Consider the following 26,381-nt stretch of genomic DNA (forward strand, 5'->3'; position numbering starts at 1 on the left):
TGTGAGTCAGCCTGCTTTCCAGACCTCCTCTGCTCATGAACGAACTATCTCCAAATAAAGGTTTCCTAGGCCAATTCGGTTAAGTGCGATTCAATAAGCCATGCATTATTGGCGCGGGATTTCTCCCCACACCATGTGCAAAGGTACAAAGAATTATTGAAACGACGTTTGTTTATTAAAAGATTTTACGTAAAAATGACACGTCAGACCATTAAAAGTCAACCATTTTAGACTTTCCTACTAATTACTTTGCAGTTACCCACTAAGTGTAATGAGTTACCCACTAACTCTAAAAGTCAATCTACAAAAAACTGTCTTGATAAAAAACTAATCGAAATCTTGTGAAATTCAAAAATACATTATATTTGCACAGGAATGAAGAAGATTCTCGGATAAGATAGTCCGAATCAAACGATAACAGAACCCGTCGGCATCCCGTAGATCTGCTGGCGGGTCACCTTTTTTAGATACAGCAACGAGTAATCAGAAGCCACGCACGATAGATGAACTATCATGCAATTGTGAATTTCCTATTTGAGAAAGGGTTACTTAAGAAGATTCCTATTACTATTCCCCTCCAAGACCTGCATTTGCTGGATAGCAATCTGGTTCAGTTTTACAAGCCTTTCTCCTTGTGGAACACCATCATTGATAAGCACAGCATTGATATTCTCCATATTCGACAGACATATCAATTCATTGATGGTGGCATAGTCGCGAATATTGCCTTTCAAATCGGGATTTGCCTCTCGCCATTGCTTGGCGGTCATCCCGAACATAGCCACATTTAGCACGTCTGCCTCTTCTGCATAGATGATACTGGCCTGTGCTGAGGTGACTTCTTCGGGTACCAGATGACTCTTGATGGCATCAGTATGGATGCGGTAGTTGATTTTGGATAGTTCTCTCTTGGCAGTCCATCCCAATAATTCCTGTTCCTTGGCTTTTAGGCGTTGGAACTCCATGACAAGGTAAAGGCGGAACTCAACGGAAATCCATGATGCAAACTCGAAGGCTATATCAGTTTGGGCAAAAGTTCCTCCATAGCGTCCCGCTTGCGAAACAATCCCAATAGCATTGGTGGCTTCAATCCAACGAGTAGGCGAAAGCGTGAAAGCATTCAAACCAGCCTCTTTTCTAAACCCCTCGAATTCGAGGGGGTTAAAATTTGGGTTGTGAAGAGTCTCCCATATACCAAGAAATTCCACGGTATTGCGGTTACGCATCCAGTTCGCTATAACTCCGTTGGGGTCTGTGGCGTTTTTCTGCCTGGCGATGTCTGTGATGCTAATGTAATCTATACCATCTTTTGACATAGTCTTGATAGCTACATCTTTAACGATAATCTCATTCTTCTTTGCCATAGGATAGTCTCTAATATAAATTATATGTGCAAAGGTAGCATAAAATCATGAGACAAAAGAACAAAAGGTAAACAATCCCATCCGAAAATGCATTGAATTAATGAATTGTTTAGACTGAACTGTAACATTGCATAAACGGAAATGTGATACAGTCCTGACTGTACCATCTTACAAAGTCGACGACTTTGGTGACCAAACTCGTCGACTTTGGTCACCAAACTCGACGAGTTTGGTTTTCAGCTTTGTCAGTATTGGATTACAGGACTGCCTATGCCACATTACAAAATAGGCAGAACCACATTTAATCTAAAATCTATAATCTTCAGTCTAAAGTCTATAGTCTTCAGTCTAAAGTCTATAGTCTTCAGTCTAAAGTCTATAGTCTTCAGTCTAAAGTCTATAGTCTTCAGTCTAAAGTCTGTAGTCTAAAGTCAGAGAACTACAGTCAAGGCTATCCGACGGTACCCTCTAAAGTCACGCTAAGGAGTTTGCGAGCCTCAACGGCAAACTCCATGGGAAGTTTATTGAGCACATCCTTGGCATAGCCATTGACGATGAGACCTACGGCCTGTTCTGTAGGGATGCCTCGCTGGTTACAATAGAAGAGCTGATCCTCAGAGATTTTTGATGTCGTAGCCTCATGCTCAAAGATTGCCGTGGGGTTCTTGACATCCATATAAGGGAATGTGTGGGCACCGCAGTTGCTACCAAGGAGCAGCGAGTCGCACGAAGAATAGTTACGCGCGTTCTCTGCAGAAGAGGCTGCACGCACCAAACCGCGATAGCTGTTCTGGGAATGTCCAGCGGAGATACCCTTGGAGATGATGGTCGATTTGGTGTTCTTACCTATATGTATCATCTTCGTACCTGTATCAGCCTCCTGATAGTTGTTGGTGACAGCGACAGAATAGAACTCAGCGGCGCTGTTGTCACCACGAAGGATACATGAGGGGTATTTCCATGTTATGGCAGAGCCAGTCTCCACCTGTGTCCACGACAGCTTGGAATCGACACCGCGCAGATCGCCACGCTTAGTAACAAGGTTCAGCACACCACCCTTTCCATTCTCATCGCCAGGATACCAGTTCTGCACTGTGGAATATTTCACCTCTGCACGGTCCTTAACGATAATCTCCACGATGGCAGCATGGAGCTGGTTCTCGTCACGCATAGGAGCGGTGCAGCCCTCAAGATAAGACACATAGCTGTCATCGTCGGCAATGATGAGCGTACGCTCAAACTGACCTGTGCCGGCAGCATTGATGCGGAAATAGCTGCTCAGTTCCATGGGACAGTGGACACCCTTTGGAATATATACAAAAGAGCCATCAGAGAATACAGCGGAGTTCAGGGCAGCAAAGAAATTATCCTTGTAAGGTACCACGCTTCCCAGATATTCGCGCACCAGGTCGGGATGTTCCTTTATGGCCTCGCCTATGCTGCAGAAGATGACACCACGTTCAGCCAGCTCTTTCTTAAACGTTGTCTTCACCGACACAGAGTCCATGATGGCATCGACAGCAGTATTGCCACTGAGAGCCAGACGCTCCTCCAAGGGGATGCCAAGCTTATCGAAAGTTTTTTCAAGTTCGGGGTCTATCTTACCAGCCTCATCGCCCTTCTTGGCTTTCTTCGCAGTAGGGTCGGCATAATAGCTAATTGCTTGATAGTCAACCTCTGGCACATGCACATGCCCCCACTTCGGCTCTGACTGCTCACTCCAATAGCGGAAAGCCTTAAGACGGAAGTCGAGCATCCATTCAGGTTCGCCTTTCTTCTGTGATATGAGTCTGACGACATCCTCGTTCAGACCTACAGGAATAATCTCTGTATGTACATCAGTGGTAAAGCCGAACTCGTATTTCTGTTCAGCAATGCGGCGCACCAATTCGTTATCGCCCGATTCACGCTGCGCCTCTTCCTGTTGAAGATTATTATTTTGCTGTTTATTAACTTCCATTCATCTCAATCTTTGGGGATGCAAAAGTACAAAAAATATGCATAGCATCTTTCTTTTTCAGCTTTTTTAAGCAATCAGAACCCTTGAAAAATGATTATAATGCCATGTTTTTGGCTTTTTTCAATAATGATTTAAATAATTACACAAAATTATGTAAAAAACAATTTAACTTTGCATTACCTAAAAAAGACTAACAATTAAAACTGATCATTCCAATATGACAAGGAAAACATCACTATTAATCACTGGTTGGCTACTGCTGACTAGTCTCTTTATGCTTTCTTGTCAGGATATTGCTGATGACGATCATTATTCAGCACCCTCGTGGCTGAGGGGAAATGCCTGGCAGGTTCTGGAAGGCGACGGTAATCACAAAATGTTCCTGAAAGCCGTAGAGCTAACCGATTACAAGCCCATCGTCAACGGACAGAGTATCCTTACAATCATGGCGCCCGATGATGATGCATGGCAGAAGTTCTTGCAGGAGCAGGGCTACGCATCAGTAGAGGACATGAACGAGAAAGCTCCACAGGCGTTGAAAAAGACAGTAGGTTTCCACCTGATGTACTACGCCTACGACTGGAACAATCTGGTGAACTATCGTCCTTCAGAAGGCGATGGAGCTTCTGCAGAACAGAAAGAGGCCAATGCCGGTCTGTGGTACAAGCACCGCACACGCAGTCAGGACGATATGGAAGACATGCGCGGAAAGCTCAATGGCGTTGACACGCTTGTCACCGTTTATCACTACGAGCGATTCCTTCCCGTTCTTTCAAACAAGTTCTTTGCGTCGAAAGGCATTAGCGCCAAGGAGAACTATGAGTATTTCTTCCCGCAGAGCCAATGGTCTGTGCAGAATGACGGATTCCAGGTTGCCAACGCAAGCGTGAAGGACGCAAACGCAGTAGTTACCGACAATGGCTATCTGTATCACATCAATCAGGTGATACGTCCCTTGGAGACAATCTATCAGACTCTGAAGGGCAACCCCAACTATTCAGACTATATCAGTCTATACGACAAGTATGCCGAGTTTACGGAAGCTGCTACTGAGACCAGCGACAAGGTGGGAAAGGTGGTTTACACGCTTACTCACGGCGTACTGCCCAGTATTGCCTGTGAATGGCCGGTAACCGACTATCGCAGGATGGAGACGCTGGAGCGTGCTGCATATAACATTTTTGCGCCGTCGAACCTTGCTATCAACAATTTCTTCAAGAACTATTGGACAGCAGAAGGCGGATATCTGTCACTGGACGACCTGGATCCGATGATCATGCGCTATTTCATCATGCAGTCGTTTGCAGAGAGCACGGAGCCTGTATTCCCTGAAGAAATAACAAAGGGTCTGGTAGAGACTTCGTTCGGCACACCCATCAACATTAATCCGAATGACGTGAGCGACCGCCTGTTCTGTGAGAATGGTGTGGTATATGGTATGAACGACATGAAGGCGCCCGCCATCTTCTCGTCAGTGGTAGGTCCTGCTTTCAAGGACACTACATATCAGTGCTTCCTCTACACTCTTGACAAGAGCGACCTTATCCTTTCATTGGCATCCAACAAGTCTGAATTTGTGGTATTGGTGCCCAGCAACCTGCAGTACAATCAGAACGAACCAGAGATGCGTATTAACGTCACATCACAAGGCAAGAATCTGGAAGTCTTCAATGAGACTGACGGTGGTTACGCCAACATTGGACAGAGTCAGGCACGCAATATCATCAACATTCACACTGCCACCAACCTGAACGAGCTGAAAACAACAGGTACACAGGTAGTAGAGACAAACACCGCCTTTAACTACTGGTTCGTTCACGATGGTAAGATTACCACCAACGCCCTGTTCAACGAGCAGCTGAATCCTTCATACACAGGAACACCTTTCGTGGGATTCAAAGAGGTGACCATCAACGGAAAGCCATGGGACAATGGACGCGCCTACACTTACGAGAACAAACAGCTCTTCAGTGAACAGACAGGCGACGGACTTGAGCACCTGCTGGCAGTAGGCAACGACAAGAACTACGAATACTATCTCTTCTCACAACTGCTACAGAAAGCAGGCATCGTAAATCAGGGAAAGATGTCAAGCATCTTCACTGAAGGTGAGCGCTGTGTGGCCTTTGTTCCTACCAACGAAGCCATAAAGCAGAACATCAGCAATATACCTGGCTGCAGCGGTCTGAAGGTAGCTGGAGACTATACACTCTCAGGCTCTATCACAAGCACCAACAAGACATTGCTTGCCAACTACCTTCGCAACTATTTCGTATCGTCATTGACAAACACTGTCACAAGCTATCCTTATCCAGGATCAGCTTTCAAAGGCAAGTACCTTGCTCTCAGTGGTAATAATGTAGAGTTGCAAGATCATGGCACCACCATCAGCATTGGAATGGAGAATGGTACGCAAGTCTATGCCATTGACAAGTATTTTGCATTGCCTTTCGCCTTCAGCGATGGTTGCATGCAACTAATAAATGGAATCCTTTTAAGTGAATAGTGAAAAGTGAAAAACAAATAATTTGCTACAGCTTAAATTTAAACAGGAAATGACTATGAACTATAACATATTTTTTTACACGAATAGTATGAAGTCAAGGATGTGGAAGCTTGTGATATGCACGGCATTCTTCATTCTTAACTCTTCACTCTTCACTTCCATTTCGGCACAAACCATTACCGGTACCGTCACCGAGCTTATAGGTAACACGAAAGAGCCTATCATTGGTGCCAACGTGGTGCTGGTGAACAATCAGAACCGTCATGTAAAAGGTACTGTGACCGACTTTAATGGCAACTATAACCTACAAGTGCCCAAAGATGCAAACAATCTGAGACTGAAGGTTTCATATATCGGCATGAAGACTCAAACTGTGAAATATACAGGCCAGAAAGTGCTGAACTTCACACTTGAGAACCAGGCCATGCTGAAAGAAGTGACTGTCACCGGACAGAAAGGCGGACGCGACGGTATGGGAATATCCCGTATGGAGCAGACCTCTTCAGTACAGAGACTCGACATGACGGAAATCGTGGAGACGTCGCCTGTCACCTCAGTAGAAGAGGCACTTCAAGGTCAGATTGCCGGTTTGGACATCAACCTGGGAGGCGACCCTGGTGCACGTAGCAGCATACGCATCCGCGGTACCAGCTCACTGAGTGCAAGCAACGAGCCGCTCATCGTCATCGACGGCGTGCCACAGGACATTGACATCAGCGATGACTTCAACTTCGCCACTGCCAACGAGGAAGATTTCGGCGCACTTCTGAACATCGCCCCTGCCAATATCGAAAGCATTGAGGTGATGAAAGACGCATCGGCCACTGCCATCTACGGTACGAAAGGTGCTAATGGTGTGCTGCTCATCAACACTAAGAAGGGAACAATGGGTAAGACCAAGTTCTCATTCTCCAGCAAGTTCACAGTGAAGAAAGAGCCAGAGAGCATTCCTCTGCTCAATGGTCCACAGTATGTGGCCTTGATGCAGAACTCTATCTGGAATGCAGCCAACGCGAAGGGCGTTAGCAGCGCAAGCAACGAGATGAACATGCTGTTCAACAATGCAGAGCTGAACTACGACCCGAACTTCCGTTATTACGACGAGTACAATGTAGATACCGACTGGCTGGAAGAAGTTAAGCAGGATGCCATCATCACAGACAACAACTTCTCTATGACTGGTGGTGGCGAGAAAGCTGTTTACAAGCTGAACCTCGGCTACTACGACGAGCAGGGTACGACAATAGGTACAGGTGTTCAGCGTTTGAGCGCCGGCATGAAGATTACATACAGCTTCAGTGATCGCCTGCGCGTACATACCGATTTCTCATTCTCCAACACTAACAAGGACGCCAACGTGCTGGATAACGCCCGCTCTATGGCAATGAACAAGATGCCTAACCTGAGTCCATACTGGATTGATGATGTGACAAAGCAGTCAACAGGTGTCTATTTCACTCCAGAAGAGGACTTCCAGGGTGGCTACTCCAGCAACTACAACCCTGTGGCACTGGTCAAAGAAGGCTACAGCAAGACCACACAGCGCCAGGAGAAGATGACCATTAAGCTGGACTATGAATTCCCATTCAAGCTAAGATATGAAGGCTGGGTATCCATGAACATGAGCACCACGAAGAACAAGAAGTTCCTTCCTCAGGAGGCAACGGGTGTGCTGTGGACCAGCAGCAATGCCAACCGTTCAACGGATGCTACCAGCGATGCTTTCTCTTTGCAGACAGAGAACAAGCTTATCTACAACAACACATTCGGCAAATATCACAAGTTGATTGCCACTGCCCTGGTGAAGACTGCTGACAGCCAGAGCTTCAGCTACAGCAGCAGTACCTACGGCAACGCCTCGCCAAACCTGAGCGACCCCGTAGTTGGCAGTGTGGTGGCATCTTCAGGTTCAGGCAACTCTGAACGCCGCAGCATTATGTTTATCGGACAGGCCGTCTATTCTTTCGACAACCGTTACGTGGTACGTGCAACAGTGAACCGAGAGGGTAACTCTACCATGGGTAAAGATAAGCGCTGGGGCACCTTCCCTGCCTTCGGCTTGGCATGGAACGCTGAACAAGAGCACTTCTGGAGCGAAAGCATAAAGAAATGGCTCAACACCGCCAAGCTTCGTATAGGCTACGGATTGAGCGGCTCATCACCTTCAGGTGCCAGCATCTATCTTGGTGCATACAAGAGTCTTGGACAATACATGAACATGGCGGCCATCGTGCCAGACCGCATGCAACTGGACAACCTGAAATGGGAGACAACGCGTGAGACAGACTTCGGTATCGACCTGCGTCTGTTTGACAAGTTGAACTTCACCTTCGACTATTATGACAAGGAGACAAGAGACATGCTGCTTAAAGACACCAAAGTGCCTGCATCAACAGGTTACTCATCTGTCAAGTACATAAACAGCGGAAAGATGTCGAACAGAGGTGTCGAGTTCCGCATGGACTACGAGATATACCGTAACAAGACATGGACAGTCTCCGTCAATGCCAACGTGAGCCGTAACGTGAACAAGGTTAAAGAGCTGCCATCTACATGGGTGTTTGACAACTACACCTTCGGCAACGGAAACTATGCGCTCCGCATAGTGGAGAACGCCCCAGTAGGCTCGTTCTATGGCTATCGCTACCTTGGCGTTTATCAGAACACGGAAGAGACATACGCCCGCGATGCCAACGGAAACGTGATGACCGACTGGCAGGGCAAGACCATTACCATGAAGAATGGTACTGAGCAAGTATATCCTGGTGATGCACGCTACGAAGACATCAACCACGACGGTGTAATCAACGAGAATGATATCGTATATCTAGGCAATGCCAACCCGAAGTTCTTCGGTGGTGGTGGTTTCCAGATACGCTGGAAGCAGCTGACACTGACAACATTCTTCTACGGACGCTACGGACAAAAGGTCATCAACGGTGCACGCATCTCACTGGAGAACATGCGCGGAAAGGGCAACCAGTCAACAGCAGTTCTGCACCGCTGGCGCTCGGAAGGCGACCAGACCGACATTCCACGCGCTCTCTATGGCATGGGCTACAACTATCTGGGCTCAGACCGTTTCGTGGAGGACGCATCATTCATCCGTCTGAAGACTCTCTCACTGAGTTATAACCTGCCAAAGGCATGGCTCAAGAAAATAGGTATCACACGACTGAACGTCTTCGCTACAGGATATGACCTCCTCACATGGACAAGCTATAAGGGACAGGATCCTGAGGTGAAGATGCCATCACCAACATCTTTGGTAAAGGACAACGCGACGACACCTGTCTCTAAGCGTTTCGCATTTGGTATTAACCTCGACTTCTAAAGAACTAATGATTATGAAACAGAAATATATCAAAATCATCTGCGCAATCTGCGTAATCTGCGGTCTTTCCTCCTGCAATGACTGGCTCGATGTCCTGCCCAACAACGAGCAGGTGACCGACAACTACTGGAAGTCGAAAGAGGATGTGGAAGCTGTTATCGCCTCCAGCTACTATTATATGAGACAAAGCACACCAACCATAATCAAATGGGGTGAGCTGCGAGGTGGCACCATCTATACACTGGGAGCAAGTGAAGCTAAGCTACAGGACTTCAACATGACTGCCAGCCATTCACTCTGCGACTGGTCAACCATCTACAAGATCATAGGCCTTGCCAACTCAGTCATCATGTATGCGCCTGGTGTAAACGATAACACCTATTACGACGCTATGCGTAACTCGCACCTGGCAGAAGCTTATTTCATACGCGATTACTGCTATCTCCTGTTAGTGAAGAACTTCAAGGAGGTGCCCCTCGTACTTCAGGCATACGTCAACGACCACGCTTCATTCGACTTGGCAAAATCTAGTGAACTGGAGATTATCGCACGTATAAAAGAAGACATTAAGACCATATTAAGTAAAGGGTCTGCCAAAGGCACATATGAAGAGGATTGGCAGACTAAGGGCCGTGTCACGAAATGGGCACTCTATGCTCTGATGGCCGATGCTTGTCTGTGGAGCGAGGACTACGACCAGTGTATCCAGTATTGTGACATGATACTCAATGCCACCGACAATTTCCGTCCGGCATTCATAAAGAAGTCGAACGACTGGTTTACCATGTTCTATCCTGGCAACTCCAATGAGAGTATATTCGAGCTGAACTGGGACTATAACAGCTATCAGGAGAGTAACAACTTTGCATCACTGTTCACGCCGACAGGCTCCCCCACCCTTCGTCCCACGCCACAGGCCACTGAGAAGATGAAACAGGAGACACAGGAATTAAAGAACAAAGGTGTAACGGAAGACGGACGCATGGGACGCATGCTTCTCGGAACCTACGTGCCTGATAATGGATCAACTGCAGCTTGGGCAACTGCCAACCAGTATTACATCTGGAAATATTATGGTACAGACGTGGCAGACATCTCCGGTGGTGCACGTCAACACCAGGATGCCAACTTCATTATCTATCGTGTGGCTGAAATCATGATGATGAAGGCACAGGCACTGACCATGAAAGGAGAAAGTTCATGGAAGGAAGCAATCAGCCTCATCAATAAGATTCGCAACCGTGCCGGTCTTGCCGACTTCAAGAATATCGACATCACAGCTTCAGATGCTGACGCTCTGATTTCACAACTTGACGAGCTGACTCTGCTGGAGGAAATTCTTGATCAGAAAGAGATGGAGTTCATGGCAGAAGGCAAGCGCTGGTACGACCTGTTGTGGTTCGGACGAATTGCCGGAAACAAATACAAGACGCAATTCATCAATAAAGTTATTGAAGGAAACGTGACCACTAATCAGCAGTGGATATTCTCTGTTTTGCAAGACGCAAACGCATGGTACATGCCTATTCCACAGGCAGACATTGAGCACAACACGCTGTTGGTGCAGAACCCATATTATGGAACAACGAAGTAATTGAGACAAAAAACAGATAATTATGATTACCAATAGCATAAAGAAAATCATCGCAAAAGGACTGACAGGATGTACCTGTGCTTTCGTCCTAATGGCAGTTTCTTTTCTCACTGCCTGCGACAAGGATGTATTCGACATCAACACTGACCCTTTCAAGGATCAGAAGTATGTCAATGAGCTGAAATCGCCTATCTCGACATTCCTTACCGAACAGGAAGGCTTTAGCGAGTATGTAGCTGCGCTGAATTATTCAAACATGTTCAACGCGCTTAACCAGTCGTCCTCAGGCGTCAGTTTCACAGCCTTTGTGCCTAACGACAACGCCATGAAGGAGTTTTATCAGCGTCGCGGTGCGAACAGTCTGACGGACCTCACTCCAGAATATGTACGCCAGTTCGTTCTCTATCACACGGTAAAGGACTCTATCCTGCCAGACCAGTTTATCATGAAGAAAACTGTGCAGAATCTGAGCAACGATGTGATTTCAATAAAAATCGACTCCACCCAGGCAGGACAGATACTTCTGAACGACGAAGGCCGTATCATTGAAATGGGACTTAGTGCATTCAATGGAAAGATTTATGTACTTTCTAAGGCCATGACGCCATTGGTAGAGACCGTTTTTGACCGTATTTCAGATGCCGGGCAGTCAACTATCATGGTCGAAGCCCTGCGCGCCACAGGATGGGCCAAGAAGCTCAGCACCGTGGTAGATACCACTATTGTAGAACGCCAGAAAGTTATTACACATTATTATTATACAGTACTGAATGTTACCGATGCTGTTTTCAGCAAAGCTGGTATCAGTTCATTAGACCAGTTGCGCTCGAAGCTGAAGAGCAATGACAGCAGAGCTCTTTCCGAGGACTCGCTGCTTCGCGAATATGTGGGCTATCATATTCTTCAGAATCAGTACTCAACAGACGATCTGGGAGCCATTCAGGGTTCTGAGACAACACGTATATGGAGTTCATCGGCAAACAACCAGGTATTCACAGTAACTACCGACACGCTAACCGACGTAGTAGCAGAGAAATACAAGTTGAATGCTTCTTCGGAAGCAGCTCGCTTCGTTCCAGAAAAGTCAAACATCCTGTCGAAGAACGGCTATGTGCATGAGATTGACAACTGGATGCCAGTATGGGAACCTAAGCAGACCGCAGTCCTCTGGGATTTGGCTGACTATCCGGAAATAAAGAATATTGTTCCTGCTGAGGATTATCAACCATCAGAGCCCACGTCGTCTGAGAAGCGCACCCGAGTAGCCAACGCTGCCTGCTTCGAATATGAGGTAGGAGAATCTGGCACAAATAATTCCTCTTATAGTGAGATTGACTATGTCACCTGTAAGAGCAACATGGCTGATGCGAACAACTACGACCGCATTGTATTCAACGTTGGCTATATGGGTAAGGTCAGCATGAAGACTCCTACCATTGTACGTGGCAAGTACCGCGTAGAGCTGACTCTATCCTACATGGCAAACCATAACTTCATGCGCACCATGAGCGACGGTAACGGTGGATTGCTGAAAATAACATTCGACGAGAAACAGGAACATACCATTTTCTCAGCACCTTACACCAAGGTGCCCAAACCACTGCCCGGTGTTTATACCAGCGTACTCTACGATGAGATTGAATTCGAGGAGACAGCGTCACACAAGTTCAGTTTCGTTGTTCTCGACCCGGCTGCCAGCACTAACAAAAGCTTCAGTCTGCAATTCGACTGCATACGCTTCATCCCTATTGAAGATTGATAACAGAGCATTAATGTTTGAATAAAACGAAATATTATGAAGACAAACATCATATCAAGATTATCGACCGCATTACTGGTAGCAAGTATCGCATTGGTATCTTGCTCCGAGCTGGAGGACAACGATCACTACTCCAATACAGACAGTCAGATAAACAACAAGGAGTTGAAGATTGTAAACCAGACCAGCGACCAATACATGCACAGTCGCGAGGATCTCTCCCAGATGAACCAGCTGTTTGAGGCTCAAGGCATCTACAAGGAGCTTCAGGAGAAAGGTCAGTTCAGCACACTCCTCGTGGTGGCCAACAACGACTTTAAACAGCCGTCAACAGACAGCATCAAGTTCATCACACGTTCACACATCAGTGACATATCTATCTCTCCTGCCAACCTTAAGGACGGCACTCGTCTGATGATGTGGCACGGAAAGTATGTTGACGTGAGCATCGACTCCTTGGGACATGAAGGCAATATTGTTGATCATATCATGTTCAACAACGCTGCCATCAAAGAAGTGGTGAAGACAACAAACGGATATATCTACATCATTTCCGATATGATTAAGACCCCAACCTCACTGCGCGACTATATCGAGTCATTGCCCGATGACTACTCTATCTTCCGCGACATGATCTTAGCATCCGGAGGTAAAGTCTTCGATCGCACTAACAGTAAGGCTATTGGTGTGAACAATGAAGGAAACACGGTCTATGACACAGTATGGATCTACACGAATGAATTCTTCGACAATGTTAAATTCGACATGAACTCAGAGTCGCTCACTGCAACCATGCTGCTCTTCTCTAACGATGTCATCAACGATGCCATGAACGATGCCCACGAGCGTCTTGGTAAATGGCAATTGGAACGCAGCGACAGTCTCATCAAGGACTGGCTGTTGAAGACATCATTCTTCTCTAAGAAATACACTGGCGAGGAGATTCAGACCACAGAAGAGAATGAGCTCAAGAGTATCTATAACACCGTTTGGCGCACCGACCTGCAGCAAGTAGATGCCAACAACCCCATAGCGCTATCAAATGGTATTGTTTACAATGTTAAGAAACTGCGTTTCCCATTGGGTGTGCTCGTCTATCGCCTGAAGGACTACTTCCACCATTACGAGTACTGTACCGCAGAGCAGAAAGACGAATACTTCAAGGGAACAAACCTTACCTTTAAGAATTGCAGCACAGAAGTTGTAGCATGGACACCATGGGCTGGTGTATGGCCTATGCACGAAAACCGTGTCCTTCAATACGACAAGCCATCAGGCCTCAACGACAGTGAAGGATTCCAGTTGGACTTCACCCCAGTGAAAAAAGATGCAGATGGCAACATAACGCCATATCTCATCCCACCTGGCACATACCGCATGGGTATGGGATTCACCCAAGCCGTAACATTCTCAGCCCTTACTATAACCGTCTTCGCAAACGGCACTGAAATCGCAAAGGTTTCACGAAAAGTGGGTGGAAACACTGACTATCACTACGATCGTGGCTCCACACTGCCGAGATGTTTCCCTGAGGGCTATGATGCATCATACGTTCGCGAAATGGGTGGTAACAGCAAGGCAAGCTACTACGACACCGACGGTGGTAAGATATTCGACGAGATTATTATCCCCGATGTTAATGGCGACAACTCCGGTGTAAAGATTGTCATACGTATCAGCAGCAACGACTGGGAAGGACAAACCTTTATCAGGCTCCATCACTGGTGTCTGCGCCCCATTGAGAACACAAAATGAACCTTTCAACTACCAGCATATCTATGAATATGAATATCAAGAAACTGCTTTTGACCTTGGCATTGCCCATAAGCATTGTCACAGGCACACATGCACAGAAACTCAGCGGCTATATTGTCACATCAGCCAACGAACCCATTGCTGAAGCGATCATCTCCAGCCCAGGTTGCGAGACAGTACGCTCAGCTGCCGATGGTAGTTTCACCATCGAAGGCATAAAAGAAGGTAATGCGCTTACCGTCTGGCACGACGGTTTCTTCCAGCGCAGTATATATATCCTCGACAACTCTGCGAAGAATCTTCGTGTATATATGATTGAGAGCGATCGTAGCCGCTATAACGAAACAAGCGTTACACCTTTTGCCACAAAGCAAGGCGACCCGGCTGCTAACAGCATGCAAAATATCAACCGCAAGGACTTTGCTTTAGGCTCGCTGTCTATTGACAATGCACTGAAAGGAGAAATGACCGGACTGTTGGTTACCAACAAGAGCGGCATGACGGGTGAGGGAGCATACATGCAACTGCGCGGCATACGCTCACTGGTAGCAGACAATGCGCCACTCATCGTTATCAACGGGGTACCTTACATACCCGATGCAAATCTCAGCCAGATTGTCGGAGGCTACTCACGCTCACTGTTCCAGTCGCTCAACAATCAGGACATACGCAACATCACCGTTCTAAAAGGTGCTGAGGCTGCCACATACGGTTCTATGGGTAGCAACGGCGTCATAATGATTGAGACCGACCAAGCAAGCAGTACTAATATGGACACACGTATATCGTTCTCTGCTATTGCCGGTACCAACTGGAACAGTAAGCGAATACCGCTGATGAACTCTACTGAATACAAGAACTACCTCAGCGATATTGGCCTTACCTACTATCCCAACATGGAAGCCTTCTTCAGTGACTTTAACTTCCTCAGTGACCCGAAGGCCAACAAATGGTATCTCTATCAGTATGACACCAACTGGCAGGACGAGATCTACCGCAACAGCACATCAATGGACTACTTGTTCCGCGTGGAGGGTGGTGATAACATTGCAAAGTACAACATCTCATTGGGCTATATGAGCGACGAAGGAACCCTAAAGGATACCTATAGCGATCGCTACAATGCACAGATAAACGCCTCAGTATTGGTGAGCAAGCAATTTGAGATACGTGCAAACATCAATACTGCCTATCTCAAAGGCAAGTATCAGGAGCAAGGACTAAGCCTGGAGACCAATCCTCTGTTGGCTGCCTATCGCCGTGCGCCCCTGCTCAGCCCCTATTGGAGTGACCTTTATGGCAACCTGACCGGCAAATATGCTGATTATAATCTGGGTGCCATCACCAATGAGAACTTCCGTGTGTCCAACCCTGTCTCACTGGTCAACACCATGATGGGCAAGAACCGCCAGTATGACATGAACACGAAGATACATCTCATCTATACCCCCATGCGCAACCTTACCATCAACGGCATTGTTGGCATGTATTACAACTACAATCAGGAAGAGACATTTATTCCAGGTAAAGACAATCTGGACATTGTGCCCACCTACGACCAGTACGGTCAGTCAGACAATACCGTTCGCGTAGGTACCAACCACACATTTAATATGTACTATCATCTGAATGGCGGCTACAAGCTGAATTTCGATGAGCTGCATAAGTTCAATTTCAATGCCGGATGGCAGGTGCTTACCACTTCATACGAGTATGACGCAGGATTCGGACGCAACTCAAACAACGACTTCTACCAGACTCTTGGTGATGCACAGTCATTAGGTAAATATTTCTCAGGTTATAACAACAAGTGGAACTGGGCCAATGGCTATGCTCATGCCGACTGGACCTATAACAACACCGTAAAGGTGGGACTCACAGCTTCACTCGACGGAGCTTCAAGCATTGGCAAGGATGCCACCCGTCTGTCGTTCTATCCTGCTATAGATGCTGTGTTCATGGCTAAACAGGTGCCACTTTTCAACCAGATAGAATGGCTTGAGAAGCTGAATGTCTATGCTAACTACACACTGTCAGGAAACAGCCGCTTCTCGTCAAAGTTAGGCAAATATTATTACACCTCCTATCCTTTCCAGAACATCTCCGGACTGGTGAGAGGCAATGTGCCCAACAACGCATTGGAAGCCGAGAAAGACCGCACAGTCAACATTGGCTTAGAGACTTCATTGCTCCGCAACCGTTTGTCTCTTGGCATAGGCTATTACAACATCCAGTCTTCTAATGTATTGGTGGCAGGCACACGTTCTGTCCTACTGGGCTCCAACACTTATTACAGCAACGAAGGCAAGTTTGAGTCACAAGGCATAGAACTGTCTGTAGCATTCGCCCCCATTTACATGAAGGACTTCAGATGGATGGTTGGTGGAAACCTGACCACATTGCGTAACCGCGTTGTATCATTAGGCTCGCTTGGTGAGATTGTCAACACCTTAGACGATGATGCACAGGTTATCACTCGCGTGGGCGAGGACCCCTACGCTTTCTACGGACTGAAATCAATGGGCATATTAACCACCACAACTGAGGCCGAGAAAGCCAACTTGACAGCTAACGGTGAGAAATTTGTTGCCGGTGATGTTCATTTCTATGACAAGACTGGCGATGGCATCATTGACAATCAGGACCGCGAGGTGATTGGCTCTGCCACTCCAGATTTCTATGGTTCATTCTTCACCCGCTTTGAATACAAGCAGTTTGCACTCGACATGACGTTTGCCTACAGTGTGGGTAACGATGCTTACAATGCTGTGCGCCGCATCACAGAGTCGGGAAACAGCTTTGCCAACCAGGCTAAGTCCGTCAATCGCCGCTGGCTCATGGAAGGTCAGCAGACTGACATGCCACGAGTGCAGTACAACGACCGTGTGGGCAACAATGCATTCAGTGACCGTTGGATTGAGGACGCATCATATCTGAAGCTCCGCGACGTGACCTTCAGCTACACATGGCAGAAGCCCTTGTGGAATTTCATTCAAGGAGGTACAGCCTTTATCACAGGTCAGAATCTGATTACATTCACAAAGTATCTGGGTCTCGATCCTGAGTTCTCCTATTCTTACAGTCCGATGATGCAAGGTGTTGACTATGCTAAGGCAACTGCTCCTCGCGCTGTCAAGGTCGGTGTTAATCTGAAGTTCTAAAACAGAGAAATTAGTAATTAGAAATTAGTAATTAGAAATTATGATTACCAAAGATATAAAATTCCTTATTATAGGTTTTGTTTCATTCTGCGGCTTTTCTGCTATAACGACAAGCTGTTCCGACTTCTTCGAGCCGACCACTGACGATGAACTCGACGGAAGCAAGGGATTCACCAGCAATACTGAGATGTACACAGGCTTTCTGGGCATCATCACAAAAATGCAGGCTGTGGGTGACAAGGAGATACTGTTGACCGAAACACGCGGTGAACTCATTGAGCCCAGCGACGAGTCATCAGACGAACTCATAGCCCTCTATAACTATGAGCAGAACCTGCAGAACAACTCATACGCCAATCCAAAGGGCTACTATGAGGTAATTTTGGCCTGCAACGACTACTTGCAGAATATGGAGAAATACAAATCAAACCCCAATGCTGACAAGGATGCTTGGAAGGCGCTCGTCTCCAGCACCATCCGCACTAAGGTATGGGCTTATAAGACATTAGCCGAGATCTATGGTCAGGCTATATGGTATGACACAAACGTTGTCACCCCTGAGCAAGCAGCCAATGGCGACGCTTATCCTGTGCTGCCATTAGACCAGATTATCGACAAATGTCTTTCTCTGATGGACAACGGCTTTGACGGTGTGCCCTCTACATTGGAAATCAACTGGATTGCCTGGCTTGATCCGTCAAACGTTTCAAGCATTGCCAGCAGCAGCTACCGTAAATGGACCTATATCGTTCCTCCCTACGCAGGGCTCTATTCCGAGCTATGTCTCTGGAAGGGAGCAGTACTGGATGCTGCAGGTACAGACGCTAAGACATATTACAAAAAGGCTGCCGACCTCATGCTTGAGGTGCTCAACAAACAGATATGTGTTACCAGCGACCCTGGTTCCAATGTCTATTGGATGCCTTCAGGTTCTACACCAGGTCACTACACCCCTATATGGAACTATGCACAACCCTACCCCTACGAGTCGGTTTCGGCAATCATCTACGACTTCAACAACAACCAGACCAACTCATTGTTGAAGCACTTCTCCAATGAGTTCCCCAACAAGTATCTGTTACGTCCTTCAGAGGCTGGTATTGCGCGTTTTCTCGACAAGACATTTAACCCCGGAGCTACGACCAGCGACACTCGTTACAAGTGCTGTTTTGGCAATTCCTCTGGTCAGCGCTATCTGTCGAAATTCCGCCCTGTGGGCAGTTCCGTCCGTGCCAATGCTAATCAGGATGATGTACATATCTACATCTATCGCGCCACACAGTATCACATGATGCTCTGTGAAGCATTGAACCATCTGAAGCGATTCATCGCACTAAACGCAGTATTAAACACTGGTGTAAAATCTGGCGAACTGGACTATTGTTTCAACGCCAAGTCTTCTGAGTGGGAAGGTTTTGCCAGCACCGTTGATCCGACAAAGTGTGACTGGACAGCCGATGCCAACTGGGGCACCCGCAAATATCCGTCGCTTGGCATCCGTGGCTGTTTCAGCGGCCTCACCCCTCGCAGTCTGAAAGACAACATCATAGAATTAGGTGAGACAGCATCACTGAAAGTAAACGACATGGCACTGCTCGACGAATCGATGCTTGAGTTCGCAGGTGAAGGTAAGGTATATCCTATGATGAACCGCATGGCTGTACGTTATAACGACCCAGCAATCGTGGCTAACCGCGTAAAAGCTAAATACACTGACGCTGCCCTTGCTGCCACAGTTAGTGCCCGTATCATGGAAGGAGGATACTGGGTGCCGTTTAAGTTAAACTAATTATAATTCCATTATAATAATAAGCTCTGAAATAAATTATAGCTATAATTTTCGCGATTATAGCTATAATTTTCGTATTTATAGCTATAATTTATGACCGAACACTTTTCCCTTTGAACTTATTTATTTACTTTTGCGTATTAATATAAACCAAACAAATCAATTAATATAATTATTAACTAAAAACAATTAAGCATGAAGAAATTATTTACACTTGCTATGTTACTTGTGCTCGCCCTCACGGTCAACGCACAGGAGACGTATCGTAAGTCGTGGGACTTCACAAAATGGAGCGCTACGACAGTGGCTAACCTGAAAGCAGAAGCTGTAAAGAGCGAAGTCAAAGACTTAGGAGACGGCAAGACACAGTTAGTCGATGACCATGGTGCTCTTTGGTCAGACCATGAGAAGGCTGTTGGTAAAGATTGTACATCCTATGGTGCATCTAAAGACGGCAAATGTTTCTGGGCAACCAGCAACAACAATGTTGGCGGTGACTCACTGAAGGCTAACGGTGAATTGATTCCTGAACTCGCCGGATTATACTTCAACAAGTCATATACCAGTGCACGTTCACTGGCAATTGGCGTTGACTATAACAGTGCAGGTGGCTATCAAGGAGCTTCTTACCTCTGGTTTGGAGGTTCAAAGAAAGATATTGCCGTCATCCGTGGCGTTGCGCCTGGCACAACCATTAAGATGGGTGTCGAGTCACACAAGACCACTGAAGCTCGCGGTATAGAACTCTATCTCGTTAAGAACGCCACCACATTGACGCACGGTACAAAACTGAAGGATCCTGATGGCAATGAAGTTGCTATTCCTACAACCTATCAGGATCTTGAATGGCTTCTTCCCGCAGAAGACCAGCTGACAGATGCTGACAAGCAGATGGCTAACGAGGACGGTACATACAATGTGCTCATCTATCACACCAACGGTTGCCATGTTTACTACATCACCGTTGGCGATGGCGACTCTCCAGTTGTAGAAGATGCCAAGAAGGTGGCTTATCTGACAGGTGCATCATTCAGCGCAGATGACGACATTGCGTATATCATGCTGGATGGTAACGACAAGTTCGATGTCACTCCTGTTGCTATCTCAGCGGAAGTAACACGTGACTCTTTGGCAAACTTCGATGCAGTGGTTATCGCTCCTACAATTGGTGCTGCCGAGGCTGCTATAATAAAGCCATATATCGCTTTCCTCCCCATTGTCAACCTCAGCTCTGCAATCTATGAGCCATTAGGACTTGGTAAGGCTGTTAGCACAGAAACCACAGACCTGACAATTAAGGATGCCGGCAATGCCATCTTCGAAGGCATGGAGGCTATCAGCTATGACGGTTTTATCGATGCCGTAGAGCTGGGCGACTATTTTGCAAAAGACGACACACTGGCTCTGGCAGGCGAAGCTGTTGCTATCCACGCCCACAATGCCGGACGCAATGCTTATTACTATATTCCTGGCACCAACCTGAGCGAGGATGTTTATCTGAATCTTATTCCTCAGACCGTTCTTGCTGTAGCTAAGACAAAGCGCGCCATCACTGCCGTTGGCAAGCCTGCTATCACTTTCAAGCAGGAGGACGGACAGAGTATCGTGACCATCGCTGCTGCCAACAGCAAAGCCATCTATTATACACTCGACGGTACTGATCCTACCACTGCCAGCACACTCTACACAGAGCCATTCACGCTGACCGAGGCTACTACTGTTAAGGCCTTTGCCATTGGCGACGGATATCTCGATAGTGAGATTGCTACTAACGAAGTGACCATCGCCGTTAAAGCTGCCAAGCCAACCATCGCAATTGCACGTGAGGCAGGCAAGAGCACTGTTACACTTAATGCTGCTGAAGGCATTGACATCTACTTCAACTTCACACAGAGTGAAACTCAGGCCGAGGCACAGAAGTACGATGCTCCTATCGAGATGATGGAGCCATCCTATATCACCTTCTTTGCAGTTGGTGAGAACCTGTTGCAGTCGGATGCAACAACAGAGTTTGTTGGCATTGACGGCATAGATAAGACAAACATCCGTTGGGATATTCTTGCCCACATGGATGCCAACAAAGACGACTGGAGTACTGTTGGTAGCGAAGAAAGCCGCTCAAGCAAAGTGAACTACTTCTTCGGCAAGAACGCACAGAGCATGTACACTGATGAGATTGAGAGTCAGGAGCCTGTGAGAGACTCATTGGGCAATATTATCAAGAGCCAACTAGATCCTGAGATGGACTCTGTCTTGACAGTTTACAAGAAGGTAGAGCAAATAGTTGTTCCCAATGTATCTAACACTTGGAAGGTGACCTCTTACGGACAGGTAATGACATGGGAGAACCCTGTTCCTGGTAAGAACGTAGGCGTTGCAGGCAGCAACTGTCCTGAACTGGCAGCAGACCACATGCCTGTCAATGGTACCGATGGTGTTACTAACTACATGTTGAACTTCAAAGGTAAGAAGTCTGGCGAGCCTTACAATGCTACCATCCAGACTGTAGAGGCTTATCAGGGTCCATTCGACATCGTCGTATACTTCAACAACGGCTCTGCAGGCAGCTATCCTAAGGTTGACGTAGAATATTCACTTGACGAGAAGGAGTGGGTTAAGATTGACACTCTTGAAACTCGTGACGTACGTCTTATGAAGCGCAATAAGCTGAGCTATGAGGGAACAGACAAAGTATTCATCCGTCTTGCTCATAAGGGTGGAAACAGCGCCGGTCAGGTGTTCGACATCTACCTGCTTAATAACGGTGAGCTCTCTCAGAACTACAACGAGGAGGAAACAGGTATTCAGACTGTTCAGCCAGAGGGTCCAGTTGTTCGTACAGAGTTCTTCACACTGGGTGGAAGCCGCATGAACAACGCAGGCCGTGGCATACAGATTATCCGCACTACCTATGCTAACGGTACAGTAGTAACAAAGAAGGTGATCAGATAAACACCTTCTTCATAACACACAATAAAAAACGGTAGCGATTCTTTCGTTACCGTTTTTTATTGCTGTATGTTAAAAGCGTTTCACTTCTTCAGATACGGCTTCAACAACCGAGAAGCCTCTTCTGTTAGATAGGGTGCTATCTTATTGTATGGAATGACAAACGACGGCATTCCGGCTGCATAGCAGGCCACCTCATACTGCTGATAGGTGAACACAAGGCCTTCGCCTGTAGGGAAAGGCTTCAGCATCGGTAATGGTATGGTACGCTCATTACCACTAATGCCTATCTGGAGGTTCTCAAACAGCTCATTATCGGTCATCTTCACTCCATTCTCAGCGAAATAGCTCTTCAATCCTTCACGCAGCAGCGGCTGCATGGCCTCAACCTTTGTGGAGTCAACAAAATGTTCTATCAGTTTGCCGTCAACCTTGCTGAACGTAAGGTCGCCATCGCCGCCAATTCCGCCATGGGCACCGCCGGTATAGGTATAGAACTGTGAGAGGAACGCCACATAGTTCAGTGTGTCAGCCACCTTTACAAGAGTGTAGTCATAGGCCCATGTTGGGAAAGTGCTGAGATATTCCTTACGCTGTTCGTCTGTAAACGTAGTGTCGCTGATATAGTATTTCTCTCTCTCGCTATAGTCGCTCTTGGCATCAGTGGCAACAGCCTTTGACACATTCTTGAAATAGTAGTCAAAGAATTTCCTGTTATCCACGTCCTTACCCTCAAACAAAGGGAACCGGCTATCATCCTCATAGCAATTAATATAAGATATGCACCGGCCTACTATATGACAGAGCTGGCTGCGAATAAAGCCCTCTACGCCGTCAGTAGCGGTAGGCAGTTCCATCTTCATGGACACTGAGGAGAAACGCGTTGTATCGGTCTTATAAAGCGTCTCAGTGGCTATTGTATCAAACGACAGCCCTTCTATATCTGATGAATCGCTGACGACAGTGCTGTCAGCATTATCAGAAACAGCTCCCCCTGACTTATTTGTACAGGAGGAGCTGATAGTCATGGTGCTCGCTATAGAGAAGAGAGCAACATAGAGTGATGTATGTTTCATTATTACAGTTTCTGTTCTACCTCGATTTCTGAGAATGTCTCAATCATATCACCGACCTGGATGTCGTTGAAGTTGACCAGCGAGATACCGCACTCCAAGCCTGTTGCCACTTCCTTGGCATCGTCCTTGTAGCGCTTCAGAGCATCGATATTTGCTGTATGGACAACTATACCGTCGCGAATGACGCGGGCCTTGTCCTTGTTGTGTACCTTACCCTCGGTAACGAGACCACCGGCAACGGTGCCAACCTTTGAAATCTTGAACACCTGCTTCACCTCGATCATACCAGAGACAATCTCCTTCTTGACCTTGTCAAGCATACCCTGCATGGTTGACTTAACCTCATCAATAGCATCGTAGATGATAGAATAGGTATTGATTTCAACGCCCTCGCGCTCTGCCAAACGACGTGCCTCGCTTGAAGGACGCACCTGGAAGCCCACGATGATGGCTTTTGAAGCCGATGCAAGCATCACATCGTTCTCGGAAATCTGACCAACGGCCTTGTTGATGACGTTCACCTGCACCTTCTCAGTAGAGAGCTTGATGAACGAGTCAGAGAGAGCCTCAATAGAGCCGTCGGTATCACCCTTGACAATGATGTTGAGCTCGTGGAACTCGCCAAGAGCAATACGGTGAGATATCTCGTCGAGACCAACCGTCTTAGTGGTGCGGAGCGACTGCTCACGCTGCAGCTGTGTGCGCTTGTTGGCAATGTCGCGTGCCTCCTGCTCGCTCTCCATCACGTGGAAAGAGTCACCGGCAGTAGGAGCGCCGTTAAGACCGAGGATGATTGCTGGTTCAGCAGGTCCTGCGCTCTCAATACGCTGGTTACGCTCGTTGAACATTGCCTTTATCCTACCCCATGCTGTTCCTGCTATAACGACATCACCCTGACGCAGTGTACCATTGCTTACGAGCACTGTTGACACATAGCCACGACCCTTGTCGAGAGAGCTCTCGATGATTGAGCCGGTAGCCTTACGGTTTGGATTGGCTTTCAGGTCGAGCATCTCTGCCTCGAGAAGAACCTTTTCGAGCAGTTCGTCAACGCCAATGCCTTTCTTTGCAGAAATCTCCTGACACTGATACTTACCACCCCACTCTTCCACGAGAAGGTTCATGTTTGCGAGGTCCTCACGAATCTTATCCGGGTTTGCGCCTGGTTTATCAATCTTGTTGATAGCGAATACCATTGGCACGTTGGCAGCCTGTGCGTGAGCAATAGCCTCTTTTGTGGTAGGCATGACAGAGTCGTCGGCAGCCACGATGATGATGGCAATATCGGTTACCTGAGCACCACGGGCACGCATAGCGGTGAACGCCTCGTGACCAGGAGTGTCGAGGAATGTTATCTGGCGACCGTCCTTCAGCTTAACGTTGTAAGCACCGATGTGCTGTGTGATACCACCAGCCTCACCAGCGATAACGTTTGTATTGCGGATATGGTCAAGGAGCGATGTCTTACCATGGTCAACATGACCCATCACTGTAACGATAGGTGCACGGCTCATGAGATCGTTCTCATCGTCGGCCTCCTCAGTGATAGCTTCCTGTACTTCGGCACTGACATACTCGGTGGTGAAACCAAACTCATCAGCCACAAGGTTAATGGTCTCAGCATTAAGACGCTGGTTGATAGACACCATGATGCCTACTGACATACATGTTCCGATGACCTTCACTACAGGTACGTCCATCATGGTAGCGAGCTCAGAGACGGTAACGAACTCGGTCAGCTTAAGCACCTTGCTCTCTGCTGCCTGTGACTCCATCTCCTCCATCATTCGCTCAGCCACAGCATCGCGCTTCTCCTTACGGTACTTAGCGCCTTTCTTGTTCTGCTGAGTCTTAGAAGTGAGGCGTGCCAGTGTTTCCTTTACCTGACGTGCCACATCCTCCTCGTTCACCTCAACAGGCTTAAACATCTGACGGTTCTTCTGCTTATTCTTCTTGCCACCGCCCTGCTGTCCGTCGCCCGAACGCTGTGGCTGGTCACTGAAGTTCTGGTTTCCGCCCTTATTTTTCTTCTTGCCCTGACCCTGCTGGTTCTGTTGCTGCTTCGATGCAGCCTCGATATCCACCTTGTCGGTACGTATGCGCTCACGCTTGCGCTTCTCTCCACCCATGCCAGCGCCATGCTGCTGGGCCGCTTTTTCCTCACGCTGCTTGCGCTTCTCCTCCTTAGACTTCTTCTTAGGACGAGTACTCTGGTTGATACTTGACAGGTCTATCTTTCCAAGGACATTAACCTTCGGAGCCAGCTTAGCCTCGCTCTTCAGAGTGTATATTTCCGTCTCAGAAGACTCAGAGGCAGGCGTTGCATCTTCCACATCGTCATCATCATCTTCAACGACAGGTGAATTAACAGGCTCAGCCTCCTGCTTCACATTAGCCTTAGTCTCCTGCTTTGATGTCTCAACAGGTTTTGCAGCTTCTGCCTTCTTCTCGACAGGAGCATCAACGACAGACTCTTCTACGACAGATGTCTCAACGACTTTCTCTGCCTTAGGAGCCACAGACTGTGCTTTCTTTTCTTCCTGCACAGGGCTTTCGGCAGTAGCCACAGGTGCAGCTTCTGATACAGGCTTCTCTTCACTCTTCGGTGCAGCAACAGTCTTGGGCTTTCCAATAGAGTCCAAGTCAATCTTACCCAGCGGAGTGAACTGCTGACGCTGCGCTATCTTCTCCTCAGTAGTAGTCTTCACCACCTCAGGCTGAGAATCCGTACTCACGGTTCTCTTCTCCTTCTTCTTCGGGAAGAGGTTTGCAGCTTGGGTCTTCACAGCTTTGTCGCCACTGAACTCTGCTACCAAAGCATCATACTGCTGGTCTGAGATCTTGGTGTTTGAAGTAGCGTCATCGCGTATCTCGCCCAAATTCTTCTTATTTTTCAGGAAATCAACTGCCGTTTGAAGTCCTATATTCAGCTCTGTTAATACTTTATTTAATCTTACTCCCATATTTTAAACCCACCCCCTGCCCCTCCCGAGGGGAGAGGTGCTTGGTTAGATAGGGTGGCCCAAGCAAGTAATTATTTCATTTATTTCTTCCCACTTCATTGTCTATTTAGACTCCTCTCCCCTCAAAAAGGTCAGATGGACAAAGTTACTACTTAGTAGTCTATATAGACT

Annotated in this window: 12 protein-coding genes; 8 read left to right on the forward strand and 4 right to left on the reverse strand. The window is 47.3% G+C overall.

Annotated features, from left to right (window positions below; translation table 11 throughout):
• Positions 1 to 545 precede the first annotated feature (545 nt).
• Positions 546 to 1,364 (reverse strand): KilA-N domain-containing protein, encoded by an 819-nt coding sequence (locus tag M1L52_RS02740; protein WP_248613277.1) that lies wholly within the window; start codon positions 1,362 to 1,364, stop codon positions 546 to 548.
• 451 nt (positions 1,365 to 1,815) lie between these two features.
• A complete protein-coding gene (gene sufB, locus M1L52_RS02745) occupies positions 1,816 to 3,324 on the reverse strand; it encodes a Fe-S cluster assembly protein SufB (RefSeq protein WP_248613278.1) in 1,509 nt (502 codons plus the stop codon).
• A gap of 217 nt (positions 3,325 to 3,541) precedes the next feature.
• Here sufB and M1L52_RS02750 point away from each other — a divergent pair, with 217 nt between their 5' ends.
• The 8 genes from M1L52_RS02750 (at position 3,542) to M1L52_RS02785 (ending at position 22,174) form a co-directional block, all read left to right on the forward strand.
• Complete coding sequence (locus M1L52_RS02750) at positions 3,542 to 5,830, forward strand: fasciclin (protein WP_248613279.1); 2,289 nt, start codon at positions 3,542 to 3,544, stop codon at positions 5,828 to 5,830.
• A 55-nt stretch (positions 5,831 to 5,885) separates the two neighbouring features.
• Entirely contained in the window at positions 5,886 to 9,164 is a 3,279-nt protein-coding gene (locus tag M1L52_RS02755) for a SusC/RagA family TonB-linked outer membrane protein (protein WP_248613280.1), read from the forward strand.
• 13 nt (positions 9,165 to 9,177) lie between these two features.
• Entirely contained in the window at positions 9,178 to 10,758 is a 1,581-nt protein-coding gene (locus M1L52_RS02760) for a RagB/SusD family nutrient uptake outer membrane protein (RefSeq protein ID WP_248613281.1), read from the forward strand.
• 22 nt (positions 10,759 to 10,780) lie between these two features.
• Complete coding sequence (locus M1L52_RS02765; RefSeq protein ID WP_248613282.1) at positions 10,781 to 12,517, forward strand: DUF5108 domain-containing protein; 1,737 nt, start codon at positions 10,781 to 10,783, stop codon at positions 12,515 to 12,517.
• Between the two features lie 36 nt (positions 12,518 to 12,553).
• Positions 12,554 to 14,272 (forward strand): fasciclin domain-containing protein, encoded by a 1,719-nt coding sequence (locus tag M1L52_RS02770; RefSeq protein ID WP_248613283.1) that lies wholly within the window; start codon positions 12,554 to 12,556, stop codon positions 14,270 to 14,272.
• Between the two features lie 29 nt (positions 14,273 to 14,301).
• The gene (locus tag M1L52_RS02775) at positions 14,302 to 17,433 is read left to right on the forward strand and encodes a SusC/RagA family TonB-linked outer membrane protein (protein ID WP_248613284.1); all 3,132 of its coding nucleotides are present in this window, start codon (positions 14,302 to 14,304) and stop codon (positions 17,431 to 17,433) included.
• A 40-nt stretch (positions 17,434 to 17,473) separates the two neighbouring features.
• Positions 17,474 to 19,222: a hypothetical protein gene (locus tag M1L52_RS02780; RefSeq protein WP_248613285.1), complete on the forward strand. Its 1,749-nt coding sequence runs from the start codon at positions 17,474 to 17,476 to the stop codon at positions 19,220 to 19,222.
• A gap of 195 nt (positions 19,223 to 19,417) precedes the next feature.
• Positions 19,418 to 22,174: a chitobiase/beta-hexosaminidase C-terminal domain-containing protein gene (locus M1L52_RS02785; protein WP_248613286.1), complete on the forward strand. Its 2,757-nt coding sequence runs from the start codon at positions 19,418 to 19,420 to the stop codon at positions 22,172 to 22,174.
• A gap of 80 nt (positions 22,175 to 22,254) precedes the next feature.
• Here the strand turns inward: M1L52_RS02785 and M1L52_RS02790 are convergent, their stop codons facing one another.
• A complete protein-coding gene (locus M1L52_RS02790) occupies positions 22,255 to 23,247 on the reverse strand; it encodes an RsiV family protein (RefSeq protein WP_248613287.1) in 993 nt (330 codons plus the stop codon).
• A gap of 2 nt (positions 23,248 to 23,249) precedes the next feature.
• Positions 23,250 to 26,210, reverse strand: coding sequence for a translation initiation factor IF-2 (gene infB, locus M1L52_RS02795; RefSeq protein ID WP_248613288.1), 2,961 nt, complete (start codon positions 26,208 to 26,210; stop codon positions 23,250 to 23,252).
• Positions 26,211 to 26,381 lie beyond the last annotated feature (171 nt).

The sequence above is a fragment of the Prevotella sp. E13-27 genome, assembly GCF_023217965.1.
Lineage (GTDB): Bacteria > Bacteroidota > Bacteroidia > Bacteroidales > Bacteroidaceae > Prevotella.